Genomic DNA, 13998 nt, shown 5'->3' with positions numbered 1-13998 from the left:
CTGTCCTATAGTGCATCCCCTCGCTTGCATAATAGTTGATATGAAATAAAATGCATCAACAAGCGGATGCCGGCATGCACATTGGCGGACATCGGCACACAGAACAGCGACTGGACTGACGCTGGCGCGGCGCCCGTGGCCCGCGGCGCGACACCAAGGAGTGGAGACAATGACGCCCCCCAATACCGCCGCCGGCATGCCAGCGGCAGCATCGCCCGTGCCGCCGGCTGTTCCACCCGCTACCGATGCCGTGGCGGCACTGCCCACCCGCTACAACGCCGCCGAGGACCTGCTGTCGCGCAATATGGAGGCAGGGCGCGGGGGCAAGACTGCCTACATCGACGACACCACCTCGCTGACTTATGCCGAGCTCGATGCCCGCGCCCGCCGCTTTGCCGGCGCGCTGCGCGACGCGGGCTTCCGCCAGGAAGAGCGGCTGCTGCTGTGCGCGCTCGATACCATTGATTTCCCCACGGTATTTCTCGGCTGCCTGCTGGCGGGCGTGGTGCCGGTGGCGGTTAATACCCTGCTGACCGCAGACGATTACGCCTATATGCTTGGCCACAGCGGCGCGCGCGCCGTGGTGGTGTCGGAGCCGCTGCTGCCGGTAATGAAGGCGGCCATCGAGAAGAGCGGGCTGGCGCCGATGGTGATCCAGGCGGCGCCGCATGCCGATGGCGCGCCGGCGTGCAGCGTGGGCGCGATCCTGGCGCGCACGCGTTCTGCCGTGCAGACCGTGCGCAGCGGCCCGGACGACATGGCGTTCTGGCTGTATTCGTCGGGCTCGACCGGACGGCCCAAGGGCACCGTGCACACGCATGGCAACCTGTTCCATACGGCTGACCTGTATGCCCGCCAGGTGCTGGGCATCCGCGAAGACGACGTGGTGTTCTCGGCCGCCAAGCTGTTCTTTGCCTACGGGCTGGGCAATGCGCTGACCTTTCCGATGTCGGTCGGCGCCACCACCGTGCTGATGGCCGAGCGGCCCACGCCGGCGGCCGTGTTCAGGCGGCTGCGCGAGCAGCGGCCCACGGTGTTCTGCGGCGTGCCCACGCTGTTTGCGGGCATGTTGGCGGCGCCTGAGCTGCCACCGCGCGCCGAGGTGGCGTTGCGTGTATGCACCTCCGCCGGCGAGGCCCTGCCGCGCGATATCGGCGAACGCTTCCTGGCGCATTTCGGCTGCGACATCCTGGATGGCATCGGCTCCACCGAGATGCTGCATATCTTCCTGTCGAACCGGCCGGGTGAGGTGCGCTACGGCACCACCGGCAAGCCGGTGCCAGGCTACGCGCTGAAGCTGCTGGACGAGCGCGGCGAGCCGTGCGCGCCCGGCGAGATCGGCGATCTCTATATCAAGGGCCCCAGTGCCGCGCTGATGTACTGGTGCAACCGCGACAAGAGTCGCGATACCTTTGTCGGCGAATGGACGCGCAGCGGCGACAAGTACCTGTGCGATGCCGATGGCTACTACACCTATGCCGGCCGCAGCGACGACATGCTCAAGGTCGGCGGCATCTACGTGTCGCCGTTCGAGGTCGAGGCCGCGCTGGCGCAGCACCCGGCCGTGCTGGAGGCGGCGGTGATCGGCGTCACGGATGCCGACGAACTGGTCAAGCCCAAGGCCTTTGTCGTGCTGCGGCCCGGCCAGCAATGGCATGACGGCATGGCGGCGGAACTGCAAGCCTTTATCAAGTCGCGCCTCGCGCCGTACAAGTACCCGCGCCAGATCGAATGCGTGCCCGAACTGCCCAAGACGGCGACCGGCAAGATCCAGCGTTTCCGCCTGCGCCAGCGCGAGCAGGCCGCGCGGGAGGCGGCGCAATGAAGCGCCCGTAGCTTCTGGACATTCCTTCTGAACTGACGCAAGACAATAACGTGCCCATGCAAAGCAGCCTTGTGGAAATTCCCTTCGACAACCGCCGTATCCGGATCGAGTACCAGTGGCTGCGGCCTGAACGCGCGCAGCGCCCGCTGGTGGTGTTCCTGCATGAGGGGCTGGGCTCGGTCAGCATGTGGCGCGATTTTCCGCGTGAATTTTGCGAAGCCGGCGACTATCGTGGCCTGGTGTTCTCGCGCTACGGCTACGGACGTTCGACGCCGCGGCCGCACGACGAAAAATGGTGTTCCGACTTCATGCATCGCCAGGCATGCGAGGCGCTGCCCGCATTGTTCGACGCGCTCGACATCGGTCCCGGCCGCGCGCACGGCATGCCCTGGCTGCTGGGCCACAGCGACGGCGGCTCGATCGCGCTGATCCACGCCGCCAGCTTTCCACAGGCGGTTGCCGGCATCACCGTGCTGGCGCCGCATATCGTGGTCGAAGACCTGTCGGTGCGCAGCATCGCGGGCACGCGCCAGGCTTACCTGGAAACCGACCTGCGCCAGCGGCTGGCGCGCCATCATGACGACGTCGATTCGGCCTTCTGGGGTTGGAACGATATCTGGCTCGACCCCGAATTCCGCCAGTGGGACCTGCGTCCGCTGCTGTCCGGGCTGCGCTGCCCGGTGCTGGCGGTGCAGGGCGAGGACGACGAGTACGGCACCATGGCGCAGATCGAGGGTATCCATCGATATGCCCCCCACACCACCTTGCTTAAACTCGCGCGATGCGGGCATTCGCCACACCGGGACCAAAAAGAACCGTTGACGCTGGCTGCCGTTCGGCATATAAATCTGCATACTTCAAACCTAAAATAATTCGGCTTCCCGCCTGTTGCGAAGGGTCCTCACGGTGCATGCGCCAGCGCGGGACACGGCAAGGGCAGGGGTGACCGGCAACGGTCCAGCGAGCCACCGGCTTGACCACCAGGAGACACCATGCGTCGCTTCACCTCGCGCAGGCTTGCGCCTGCCTGCCTTGCCGTCGCCACCGTCTTTGCCATGGCCGGCGCGTCCGCGCAGCCCGCGGCCCCCGCACCCGCTGCGCCCGGGGGAAAGATCAAGGTCGGCTTCATGCTGCCGTACACCGGCACCTACGCGGCCCTGGGTACGGCCATCGAGAACGGCTTCCGCATGTATGTGCAGCAGCAGGGTGGCAAGCTTGGCGGACGCGACATCGAGTACTTCAAGGTCGACGATGAATCCGATCCGGCCAAGGCGCCGGAGAACGCCACCAAGCTGGTCAAGCGCGACCAGGTCGACGTGGTGGTCGGCACGGTGCATTCGGGCGTGCAGATGGGCATCGTCAAGGTGGCCAAGGAGAACAACACGCTGCTGATCATCCCCAATGCCGGCGTGGACGAGGCCACCGGTCCGCTGTGCGGCCCCAATATCTTCCGCACCTCGTTCTCGAACTGGCAGCCGGGCTACGCCATGGGCCAGGTGCTGGGCGAGCGCGGCCTGAAGAAGGTGGTGACGCTGACCTGGAAGTACGCCGCCGGCGAACAGTCGGTGAAGGGCTTCAAGGAAGCGTTCGAGGCCAAGGGCGGCAAGGTGGTGAAGGAACTGAACCTGCCGTTCCCCAATGTCGAGTTCCAGGCGCTGATCACCGAAGTGGCGTCACTCAAGCCTGACGCCGTGTTCGTGTTCTTTGCCGGCGGCGGCGCGGTCAAGTTCGTCAAGGACTGGGCTGCGGCGGGGCTCAAGGACAAGATCCCGCTGTACGGCTCGGGCTTCCTGACCGACGGCACGCTCGAAGCACAGGGCAACGCCGCGCAGGGGCTGGAAACCACGCTGCATTACGCCGATGGCCTGACCAACCCGCGCGACAAGAACTTCCGCCTGGACTACGCCAAGACCTACAAGCTGCAGCCCGACGTGTACGCAGTGCAGGGCTACGATGCCGCCCAGCTGCTGGCGGCCGGCGCCACGGCGGTGAAGGGCGACATGACGCGCAAGGCCGACCTGTACAAGGCCATGGGCGCGGCCAGGATCGACAGCCCGCGCGGCGCCTTCACGCTGTCCAAGGCGCATAACCCGGTGCAGGATTTCTACCTGCGCAAGGTCGACGGGCGCGAGAACAAGGTCAGCTCGGTAGCCGTCAAGGCACTGGCCGACCCGGCCCGCGGCTGCCGCCTCTGATCGGCTCTTCCGGAGCAGCCTGATACCGCGCCTTCGTCCTCCAGGGACAGGCGCGGTGGCGGCTGACGCAACATGGATATCGTCTCCTTCCTGATCCAGTGCCTGAACAGCGTCCAGTACGGCCTGCTGCTGTTCCTGGTGGCCAGCGGCCTGACGCTGATCTTCGGCATCATGGGCGTGATCAACCTCGCCCACGGCAGCTTCTACATGCTGGGCGCCTACCTGGCCTTCACGCTCGCCGGCCTGACCGGCAACCTGTTTATCGCTATCCCGCTTGGCATCGTGCTGGCGGTGGCATTCGGCTACGTGCTGGAATGGGCCTTCTTCAGCTACCTGTATGAGCGCGACCACCTGCAGCAGGTGCTGATGACCTACGGGCTGATCCTGGTGTTCGAGGAGTTGCGCAGCATCCTGGTCGGCGATGACGTGCACGGCGTGCAGGTGCCTGCGCTGCTGGACGGCTCGTTGGCGATCGGCAACGACATGACCTATCCGGTGTACCGGCTCTTTATCTCCGCGGTATGCCTGGTGGTGGCCCTGGCGATGTACTACGTGATCCGGCGCACCCGGCTGGGCATGATGATCCGCGCCGGCGCCACCAACCGCGAGATGGTGCAGTCGCTGGGCATCAACATCACGGTGCTGTACCGTTTCGTGTTCGCGCTGGGTGTGGCGCTGGCAGTGCTGGCCGGCATGATCGCCGCGCCGGTGTCGTCGGTCTATCCGGGCATGGGCGCGCAGGTGCTGATCGTCTGCTTCGTGGTGGTGGTGATCGGCGGCATCGGCTCGGTCAAGGGCGCGCTGGTGGCGTCGCTGCTGCTGGGCTTCGTCGATACCTTCGGCAAGGTGTTCTGGCAGGAGGCGGCCGGCGTGCTGATCTACCTGCTGATGGCGGTGATCCTGCTGTGGAAGCCGCAGGGGCTGTTCAAGGCAGGATGACATGAACCCGACGACATTGCCGGCGCGCCGGCACTCCTTGCGCAATGCCACGCTGGCCACCGGGCTGGGCTGGCTGGTGGCGTTCGCGGTGCTGGCGGCACTGCCGCTGCTGCTGACCGCGGACAGCAACAAGTTCTACATCGAGCTGCTCAGCAAGGTGATGATCATGGCGATCTTCGCGCTGTCGCTGCAGCTGCTGATCGGCTACACCGGGCTGGTCAGCCTGGGCCATGCCGCGTACTTCGCCATGGCGGCGTATGCCACCGCAATCCTGGCGCCGCAGGCCGGCCCGGGCAACGGCTGGCTGCTGCTGGCGGGTGCGCTGGCCGCATCCGCGCTGCTGGCGCTGGTGGTGGGGGCGCTGGTGCTGCGCACCCGCGGCGTGTATTTCATCATGGTCACGCTGGCGTTCGCGCAGATGGTGTATTTCGTCTTCCACGACACCAAGATCGCGGGCGGCAGCGACGGCACCTATATCTACTTCCGGCCGGAATTCCCGGTGCCTGGCGAGCACCTGCTGACAGTCAACGATCCCACGCATTTCTACTGGATGGTATGGATCGGGCTGGTGCTGACGGTAGCGGTGCTGGCGCTGGTGCTGCGCTCGCGCTTCGGGCACGCGCTGGTCGGCATCCGCCACAACGAGCAGCGCATGCGCGCGGCCGGCTATGCCACCTACCGCTACCAGCTTGGCGCCTTTGTCGCGGGCGGGATGCTGGCGGGGCTGGCCGGCTTTCTGTATGCGATCCAGTTTGGCTTCGTCAATCCGGAGATCGCGTCGTGGCACCAGTCCGGCAACGCCATGCTGATGGTGATCCTGGGGGGCGTGGGCAGCCTGGCCGGCGCGGTGCTGGGCGCGTTCTCGTTCGTGCTGCTGGCCGAGTGGTTCAGTACGCTGACCAAGCACTGGCAGCTGCTGATGGGCGGCTTCATCATCGTCGCGGTGGCGCTGCTGCCGCGCGGGCTGGTCAGCCTGCCGTCGGTGTTGCGGCACGGTCGCCGCGGACGCCGCAATGGCGATGCCGGCACCGGCACGGACGAGGCCGCGGGCACCGCGGACAGCCGCCGTGAAGGGCGCCGCAATACGGAGGCCGCATGACATCGCAAGGAACCCCGATCCTGCAGGCGCAGCAACTGACCCGGCGCTTCGGCGGCTTGACCGCCGTGGCGGGCGTCGACCTGTCGCTGGCGCTGCATGAGATCCATGCCGTGATCGGCACCAACGGCGCGGGCAAGTCCACGCTGATCAATATGCTGTCCGGCGAACTGCCGCCGTCGTCCGGCCGCCTGCACCTGAAGGGCGAGGACGTGACCGGCTGGTCGCAGCCGCGGCTGGCGCGCCATGGGGTGGGGCGCAGCTACCAGCGCAACAATATCTTCCTGCCGCTGACGGTGCGCGAAAACTGCCGGCTGGCCGCGCAATCGCGCGCGCAGCGGGCGTGGCGGCTGTGGGAAAGCGCCCAGGGCTGCCGCACCAGCGCCACGCTGGCCGACGAGGCCCTGGAGCGGGCCGGCCTGGCGCCGCTGGCGGACCGGCTTGCCAGCGACCTGGCACATGGCCAGAAGCGCCAGCTGGAGGTGGCGATGTGCCTGGCCACGCAGCCGGTCGCATTGCTGCTGGACGAGCCGCTGGCCGGCATGGGCGCGGAAGAGTCGGCGCGGATGCTGGCGCTGCTGCGCGGCCTGCGCGAGGGCCACGCGATCCTGCTGGTCGAGCATGACATGGACGCGGTGTTCTCGGTCGCCGACCGTATCACCGTGATGGTCAACGGCGCCGTGATTGCCACGGGCAGCCCCGAGGCGATCCGGACCAACCACGAGGTCCAGGTCGCCTACCTGGGCGAGGAAGAAAGCGAGGCCGCATGAATGCCCCGATGATCGAAGCCACCCGCATCAACGCCTGGTATGGCTCCAGCCACGTGCTGCGCGACGTCGACTTCACCGTCGGCGTGGGCGAAACGGTCGGGCTGCTGGGCCGCAACGGCATGGGCAAGAGCACGCTGCTGCGCACGCTGCTGGGCCATGTGCGCCAGCGCCAGGGACAGATCCTGGTGGCCGGCCGCGACGTCTCGCGCGCGCAGCCGTTCGAGGTGGCGCGCCTGGGCGTGGCCTACGTGCCGGAGGGCCGCGGCATTTTCCCCAGCCTGTCGGTGCGTGAAAACCTGCTGATGGCCGCGCGCAAGGGCTGCAACGGCCGCAATGACTGGGATGAAGCGCGCGTGCTCGACCTGTTCCCGCGGCTGAAGGAACGCCTGTCCCATGGCGGCCAGCAGTTGTCCGGCGGCGAGCAGCAGATGCTGTCCATCGGCCGCGCGCTGATGACCAATCCCGACTGCCTGGTGCTGGACGAGGCCACCGAAGGGCTGGCCCCGCGCATCGTGCGCGAGATCTGGGCGGTCATCGCCACCGTGCGCGGCACCGGCATCGCCTCGGTCGTGGTCGACCGCAATTTCCGCTCGGTGCTGGCGCACGCCGACCGCGCCGTGGTGCTGGAGAAGGGCCGGGTGGTGATGGCTGGTCCCGCGTCGGACCTTGCCGGCAAGCCCGAAGCGCTGGACCGCTATCTCGGTGTTTGAAGTTTTGGTGCCTCATAAGGCGCTTTTGTTGCCCTGCCGCAACGCCACTCGCGGGCGCAAGGTCACGCTGTTTTGCTCAGCCAGGGCTTGACCATCCGCCGCTTCCCTCCCATCCTTGCGAAGTCACGAAAGCGGCATCCCTGTTTGCCGCAGTGGTCGATAGTCGACAGTTCAACTAGAATTGCGCGCGTTTGTGCAATGCAATAAGAACCGCAAGCAGAACCGGAAACGGGCGCAGCAACGTGTTGCGCTGGATGGGACCGGACCGCGGCAGAGCCAACAAACCTGCCGGCGATCTGGTCGAGCAGACCCAATTTCATGACCCAATCCACAACCAGCCATTATTTTGTCGAGAGCCCGAGCACGCGCGCCCTGGTGCTCGGCGCGGTAGGCGTCGTCTTCGGCGACATCGGCACCAGCCCGCTCTATGCCCTCAAGGAATGTTTCAGCAAGGAGCACGGCATCATGTTCAGCACCGACGCCGTGCTGGGCATCATCTCGATGCTGTTCTGGGCCATGATCATCGTGGTCTCGATCAAGTACGTGGTCTTCGTGATGCGGGCCGACAACGACGGCGAAGGCGGGGTGCTGGCGCTGATGGCACTGGTGCTGCGCTCCGTGGCGCCACGCTCCGGCAAGGCCAGGGTGCTGATGATGCTGGGCATCTTCGGCGCCTGCATGTTCTACGGTGACGCGGTCATCACGCCGGCGATCTCGGTGCTGTCGGCGGTGGAAGGGCTGGAGATCGCCGCGCCGCAGCTGTCGCAGTTCGTGATACCGATCACGCTGGTGATCCTGGCGGCGCTGTTCCTGATCCAGCGCCATGGCACCGCCACCATGGGCAAGCTGTTCGGGCCGATCATGACGGCCTGGTTCCTGGCGCTGGGTGCGCTGGGCATCTTCCACCTGATCCAGGCGCCTGAGATCCTGAAGGCGGTCAACCCGTACTACGCCATCACCTTCCTGGTGGAGCACGCGCTGCAGGCCTTTATCGTGCTGGGCTCCGTGTTCCTGGTGCTGACCGGCGCCGAGGCGCTCTACGTCGACATGGGCCACTTCGGCGCGCGTCCGATCCGCATCGGCTGGTTCGTGCTGGTGATGCCCTGCCTGATGCTGAACTACTTCGGCCAGGGCGCGATGCTGCTGGACAACCCGGCCGGTGCCGAGAACCCGTTCTACCTGATGGTGCCTGAGCCGCTGCAGATCCCGATGGTGCTGCTGGCCACCTGCGCCACCGTGATCGCATCGCAGGCGGTGATTTCCGGCGCATTCTCGCTGACCAGCCAGGCGATCCAGCTGGGCTTCCTGCCGCGCATGCGCGTGCGCTACACCTCGGCTGCCGAGATCGGCCAGATCTACCTGCCGGTGATCAACTGGCTGCTGCTGGTGCTGGTGATCGGCGTGGTGATCTCGTTCAAGAAGTCCGAGAACCTGGCCGCCGCCTACGGCATCGCCGTGACCACCACCATGGTCATCACCACCATCCTGGCCGCGGTGTGCATGCGCAACGTCTGGAAGTGGAACCCCGCGCTGGTCGCGGTGGTCGGGCTGAGCTTCATCCTGGTCGACATGGCGTTCTTTGCCGCCAACCTGCTCAAGGTTGCCGAAGGCGGCTGGTTCCCGCTGCTGCTGGGCAGCCTCGCGTTCTTCCTGCTGATGACCTGGTACAGCGGCCGCAAGCTGCTGCGCGCGCGCAGCCTGGAAGACGGCATCCCGCTCGAGCCCTTTATCGCGGGCCTGCTGGCACACCCGCCGCACCGGGTCGAGGGCACCGCGGTGTTCCTGACTGGCAATACCGAGTCCGTGCCGGTGTCGCTGCTGCATAACCTGAAGCACAACCGCGTGCTGCATGAGCGCGTAGTGTTCCTGACCTTCGTCACGCGCGATATCCCCTACGTGGACGACGAGCAGCGCCTGAGCTGCAAGGACGTGGGCGGCGGCGTCTTTATCCTGAAGTCCGAGTACGGCTTCAAGGAAACGCCCGATGTGCAGAGGGTGCTGGACCTGGCCGACCGCAAGCTTGGCATGCACTTCGAGCTGATGGAGACCTCGTTCTTCATCGCGCGCGAATCGGTGATTCCGTCCAAGCTGCCGGGCATGCCGATGTGGCGCGAGAGCCTGTTCGCCTGGATGCACCAGAACGGCGCCAAGCCGTCGGACTTCTTCCAGATCCCGGCCAACCGGGTGGTGGAGCTGGGCACCAAGGTCGAGATCTGAACGCGCGGGCCCCGGCGCCCGCTTCCGTCGAACTCAGCAACCCCCGGACGCGCCGCCAGGCGACCCGGGGGGTTTTGCTTTCTGCCCGGTTTGCGCCGCCTGCCTGACATGCGCCACCCGCAGCCCGGCCCTCGGGGCGCTTGTCCCGGGAAGTCGCGCATTGCGGACCCCGACCCGGGACACCGGCCTCATGCGTGCACACCGCCCCGCGCCACACAATGCAACCCTCAGCTTGTCACTGACCGCCTTCATGGCGGTCCCTTCCAGAAGGAGCCTGTGCCATGTGCGCGTTGCAGCGGTGGTCTCGCCAGTCCAGCCGGCATGCCGACGGTATCCGTCGCATCCGTCGGCTGCGAGGGGCGCTGCCGCCGTGGCTGCCGCCGCTGCTGCCGGCGCTCCTGCTGCTCTACGTCTTCTGTCATTCACATGCGAACTGGGAATCGTGCCTCGCCTCACTGCGTGAGCTGAATCACGATCACGGCGCGCCGGCGCGCGAGCTGGGACGCGCGTTGTCGCTGGCGCGCTCCCTGCGCGGACGCCAGGCACCGGATCCGGCTGCCTGGCACGCCGCGGTGCAGCTGGCCGCCGACCGTGGGTCGGCGTGCCTGGCGGCACTCGGGCGCAGTCCGGCGCGGCTGCTGCCGTCGCTGGCAGCGCTGTTCGCGATGCTCGCATGGCTGCACTGACGCAGGGCGGCCGCTTTCCCGCATCCGCATACCACTGATCCAGGAGTCCGGCGCTGCGCTGCTGCCATGATGGGATGGCAGCCGGCTTGCGCCAGGCAACGGCTGGCACGGCTCGAGGCGATCCCGTGCGGCCCGTGCCGTTTCGTAGCCGATCGCCCGCATGAGGCGTGCCGTCGCGGCAATGCCGCAGGCATCCCTGTTGGAGATAGCAATGCATGAGAATTTTGCCAAGACCCTGCTTGTCGCTGCCGCACTCGCCGCCGGGTTCAGTCATGCCGCCCACGCCGGTGCATATGGCGAAGCACTGGCCGCTGCCGCGCCGCGCCACAACGCGCAGCGCGATGCCTTCACGGACGGTGCGCGCAGTCCGGCCGCCGAGGCCGCAATGCGGCCCGTGGTGGCGCGCGGCAGCATGTCAGTGTGCGTGGTCCGTGGCTTTGATCCGAACCGGGATGCGATGCGCAAGCCTGATCCCTACACGGATGGCGCGCGCATGGGACGCTTCGATCCCTTTACCGAAGGGGCGCGTATCAGTTCTCGCGATGGTTTCACCGACGGCGCGCGCAGCGATGCACGCGGCAGCGAGGAATGCCTGTCCTGAGTGATCGACGGCGCTTTGGCGCCGCCCATCCTTTGCCTAAGCTAGGGAAGTCACGCGGCGCGCCCGCATGGCAGCCGCGGCCCGCGGCTGCCGGCAGGCCGTCCCAGCACCGCGCGGCCCCGACATGCCGATGTTCAAGCAGCAGCTCCGCCTGTGCACCAGTCGTGACGGCGTTCGCCTTGCGTACGCCATCACGGGCAGCGGCGCGCCGATGGTCAAGGCGGCCAACTGGATGAGCCACCTGGAGTTCGACGTCGGCAGCCCGGTGTGGAGCCACATGATCACGGCGCTGTCCACCACGCATACGCTGATCCGCTATGACGAGCGCGGCTGCGGGCTGTCTGACCGGGATATCGAGGACCTGTCCTTCGACGCGTGGCTGCGCGACCTGGAAACCATCGTCGACGCCACCGGGGTGGACCATTTTCCGTTGCTGGGCATCTCGCAGGGCGCGTCGATTGCCGTCGCCTACGCGGTCGCGCATCCCGAGCGGGTCAGCCATCTGGTGCTGCACGGTGGCTACGCGCGGGGGCGCCTGAAGCGCGACAACCTGAGCCAGCGGCTGCTGGAAGAGGCCGAGCTGATGAACAAGCTCGCCGAGCTTGGCTGGGGCCAGGAGAATCCGGCTTTCCGCCAGTTCTTCACCACCCAGTTCATCCCCGGCGGCACGGCCGAGCAGCATGCATGGTTCAATGAACTGGAGCGGGTCTCGACTTCGCCGCTGAATGCCGCACGCTTCATGCGCGTCTTCAATGAGATCGACGTGGTGAAGCTGCTGCCGCAGGTATCGTGCCCGACACTGGTGCTGCACGCGGTGCGCGATGCGCGCGTGCCGTTCGACGAAGGGCGCCTGATCGCCAGCGAGATTCCCGGCGCGCGCTTCGTGCCGCTGGAAAGCGGCAATCACCTGTTGCTGGAAACCGAGCCCGCATGGCTGCGCTGGCTGGACGAGGTGCGCGCCTTCCTGCCGGCCGGGGAGCCAGTGCGCGACCCAGCCTTCACCGCGCTGACACGGCGCGAGCGCGATATCGTCGAACTGATCGCGCAGGGCCGCGACAACGCCCAGATCGCCGCGCATCTCGACCTGTGTGAAAAGACCGTGCGCAACCACATCACCAGCATTTTCGCCAAGCTGGAAGTGGAGAACCGCGCGCAGGCCATCGTGTTGGCGCGCAAGGCCGGCTTCGATCGCGCCGGCGCCTGAATTCCGGACCTGAGGCTGTGATGCGGCCGATACCTGCCAGCGTCAAATTGTCCCGCTATCCGACCCCTTGAAATCCGCGCGGGGCAGCACTAATTATGGATTGCCCAGTCGTCGCGGCAACGCGGCGCTGCGTGTTTTCCGTTGGTTAGCAGCGGCCTGGCAGGAGACCAGGTGCACTACATCAGGGTCCTGCGCCTCCCCGCTGCATAGAAGGAGGATCTAACCATGAGTGACTTCTTTTTCAGGAACGACCCGTTCAGTGAATTCGACCGGATGCAACGGCAGATGGCGAATCTCTTCGGCGGGTTTCCAACCAGCCTGCGTTCCGGGCGTTTCGGGGCGTTCCCCCCGCTGAATATCGGCGCGACCGATGACTCAATCGAGATCGTGGTGTTCGCGCCCGGCATCAAGACGGACCAGCTCGAGGTATCGGTCGACAAGGGCCTGCTGACCATCAGCGGCGAGCGTGCCCAGGTGCAGCCGGAGGGCGAAGCCGAGGTACGGCCCTATGCGCAGGAGCGTTTCTTCGGCAGCTTCCGCCGCGTGATCGAGTTGCCGCAGTCGGCCGATCCGGACAAGGTGCAGGCACGCTATACCAACGGCTGCCTGTCGATCAGCGTAGGCAAGCGCGAAGCGTCGCGTCCGCGCGCCATCACCGTCAGCTAACGTGAGGAGGAAGCCATGAACGATTCGAAGCAGGTCGTCCAGCGCGACCAGAACGCAAGCGGCCAAGGCGAGCAGGGCGCCGTCGCGCAACGCCGCGAGGAAATCCAGACCATGACGCTGGTGCCCGCGGTCGATATCTACGAGACCTCCGCAGGGGTCACGCTGTGGGCGGATCTGCCCGGCGTGCCGCGCGAGAACCTCGAGGTCAACGTCCACGACAGCAGCCTGCGCATCGAAGGCGAAGCCGTCGTGCCGACGCCCGCGAGCCTGCGCGTGCAGCATGCCGAGATTCGGCAGCCGCGCTATGCGCGTACGTTTACGCTCAGCCCGGATCTTGACGCCTCGCGCATCGAGGCCAACTTGCAGGACGGCGTGCTGAAGCTGACGATCCCGCGCAGGGAAGAGGCGCGGCCGCGGCGGATTGAAGTGTCGGTCGGCTGAGGCCGCGGGTGTGCTCCCCTCTCCCGCTTGCGGGAGAGGGAGTACCCAAGCGAGAAGGAACGCCAGCAGGCTTCGGCATGCGGCTTGAGACTGCCTCCAGCCTCACCCCTGGTTCACCAACGTCCTTGCGTCCGTCACGTGCGTGCGATACGCCTCGAAGATGCGGCGCAGCGCCGCTTCCATGCTGATCCCGGGCTTCCAGCCCAGTTCTTCGATGGTGTTGTCGATCTTGGGCACGCGGTGCTGCACGTCCTGGTAGCCCTTGCCGTAGAAGTCGCCCGACGAGGTCTCGATGATCTGCGTCTTGCGCGCTTCGTCAGCGTATTCCGGGTAGTCGGCGGCCATCTTCAGCATCATCTCGGCCAGCTCGCGCACCGAGTGGATATTGCCCGGGTTGCCGATGTTGTAGATCTTGCCGCTGGCCACGCCGTTGGGATTCTCGATGATGCGCATCAGCGCGTCGATGCCGTCGGCGATATCGGCAAAGGCGCGCTGCTGGGCGCCGCCGTCGACGAGCTTGATCGGCTCGCCGCGCACGATATGGCCGAGGAACTGCGTCACCACGCGCGATGAGCCTTCCTTCGATTCGAAGATCGAATCCAGCCCGGCGCCGATCCAGTTGAACGGGCGGAACAGGGTGTAGTTCAG

The 13998-nt window shown here is 66.5% G+C and carries 15 protein-coding genes; 13 read left to right on the top strand and 2 right to left on the bottom strand.

From position 1 onward, the window contains the following. Positions 1 to 169: 169 nt before the first annotated feature. From AC07UK_RS26640 to AC07UK_RS26610, 7 genes are all read left to right on the top strand, one after another. Positions 170 to 1825, top strand: a complete 1656-nt coding sequence (locus AC07UK_RS26640) for a benzoate-CoA ligase family protein (RefSeq protein ID WP_436221368.1) — start codon at positions 170 to 172, stop codon at positions 1823 to 1825. 56 nt (positions 1826 to 1881) lie between these two features. After that, positions 1882 to 2697: an alpha/beta fold hydrolase gene (locus AC07UK_RS26635; RefSeq protein ID WP_436221369.1), complete on the top strand. Its 816-nt coding sequence runs from the start codon at positions 1882 to 1884 to the stop codon at positions 2695 to 2697. A 120-nt stretch (positions 2698 to 2817) separates the two neighbouring features. Continuing rightward, a complete protein-coding gene (locus tag AC07UK_RS26630) occupies positions 2818 to 4020 on the top strand; it encodes an ABC transporter substrate-binding protein (protein ID WP_013956428.1) in 1203 nt (400 codons plus the stop codon). Positions 4021 to 4092: 72 nt separating this feature from the next. Further along, positions 4093 to 4959, top strand: coding sequence for a branched-chain amino acid ABC transporter permease (locus tag AC07UK_RS26625; RefSeq protein ID WP_153956163.1), 867 nt, complete (start codon positions 4093 to 4095; stop codon positions 4957 to 4959). 1 nt (position 4960) lies between these two features. Continuing rightward, positions 4961 to 6058 (top strand): branched-chain amino acid ABC transporter permease, encoded by a 1098-nt coding sequence (locus AC07UK_RS26620; protein ID WP_436221370.1) that lies wholly within the window; start codon positions 4961 to 4963, stop codon positions 6056 to 6058. Next, positions 6055 to 6825: an ABC transporter ATP-binding protein gene (locus AC07UK_RS26615; protein ID WP_114134773.1), complete on the top strand. Its 771-nt coding sequence runs from the start codon at positions 6055 to 6057 to the stop codon at positions 6823 to 6825. The genes AC07UK_RS26620 and AC07UK_RS26615 overlap by 4 nt, the downstream gene beginning before the upstream one ends. Then, the gene (locus AC07UK_RS26610; protein WP_436221371.1) at positions 6822 to 7535 is read left to right on the top strand and encodes an ABC transporter ATP-binding protein; all 714 of its coding nucleotides are present in this window, start codon (positions 6822 to 6824) and stop codon (positions 7533 to 7535) included. Before AC07UK_RS26615 ends, AC07UK_RS26610 begins: the two co-directional genes overlap by 4 nt. 62 nt (positions 7536 to 7597) lie before the next feature. Here the strand turns inward: AC07UK_RS26610 and AC07UK_RS26605 are convergent, their stop codons facing one another. Continuing rightward, positions 7598 to 7855 carry a hypothetical protein gene (locus AC07UK_RS26605; protein ID WP_436221372.1) on the bottom strand — a complete coding sequence of 86 codons (258 nt, stop codon included), beginning with the start codon at positions 7853 to 7855 and terminating at the stop codon, positions 7598 to 7600. Here AC07UK_RS26605 and AC07UK_RS26600 point away from each other — a divergent pair. The 6 genes from AC07UK_RS26600 to AC07UK_RS26575 all read left to right on the top strand — a co-directional run bounded on the left by AC07UK_RS26600 (position 7854) and on the right by AC07UK_RS26575 (position 13350). After that, positions 7854 to 9752: a potassium transporter Kup gene (locus AC07UK_RS26600; RefSeq protein WP_436221373.1), complete on the top strand. Its 1899-nt coding sequence runs from the start codon at positions 7854 to 7856 to the stop codon at positions 9750 to 9752. The two genes, AC07UK_RS26605 and AC07UK_RS26600, sit on opposite strands and share 2 nt — an antisense overlap. A gap of 281 nt (positions 9753 to 10033) precedes the next feature. Beyond that, positions 10034 to 10438, top strand: a complete 405-nt coding sequence (locus AC07UK_RS26595) for a hypothetical protein (protein ID WP_436221374.1) — start codon at positions 10034 to 10036, stop codon at positions 10436 to 10438. Positions 10439 to 10649: 211 nt separating this feature from the next. Then, positions 10650 to 11039, top strand: a complete 390-nt coding sequence (locus AC07UK_RS26590; RefSeq protein WP_436221375.1) for a hypothetical protein — start codon at positions 10650 to 10652, stop codon at positions 11037 to 11039. A 67-nt stretch (positions 11040 to 11106) separates the two neighbouring features. Then, positions 11107 to 12243, top strand: a complete 1137-nt coding sequence (locus AC07UK_RS26585; RefSeq protein WP_436221376.1) for an alpha/beta fold hydrolase — start codon at positions 11107 to 11109, stop codon at positions 12241 to 12243. A gap of 225 nt (positions 12244 to 12468) precedes the next feature. Beyond that, on the top strand, positions 12469 to 12909 hold the full coding sequence (locus AC07UK_RS26580) for an Hsp20/alpha crystallin family protein (protein ID WP_436221377.1): 441 nt from the start codon (positions 12469 to 12471) through the stop codon (positions 12907 to 12909). A gap of 15 nt (positions 12910 to 12924) precedes the next feature. Continuing rightward, entirely contained in the window at positions 12925 to 13350 is a 426-nt protein-coding gene (locus AC07UK_RS26575; RefSeq protein ID WP_436221378.1) for an Hsp20/alpha crystallin family protein, read from the top strand. A 102-nt stretch (positions 13351 to 13452) separates the two neighbouring features. On the opposite strand, the gene AC07UK_RS26570 is transcribed toward AC07UK_RS26575, so the two are convergent. Continuing rightward, positions 13453 to 13998 (bottom strand): bifunctional UDP-4-keto-pentose/UDP-xylose synthase (locus tag AC07UK_RS26570; protein WP_494686812.1); only part of this gene is annotated, 546 nt, incomplete at its 5' end.

Source organism: Cupriavidus sp. GW821-FHT07C08 (assembly GCF_059419025.1).
This window is presented reverse-complemented; position numbering and strand designations above follow the sequence as displayed.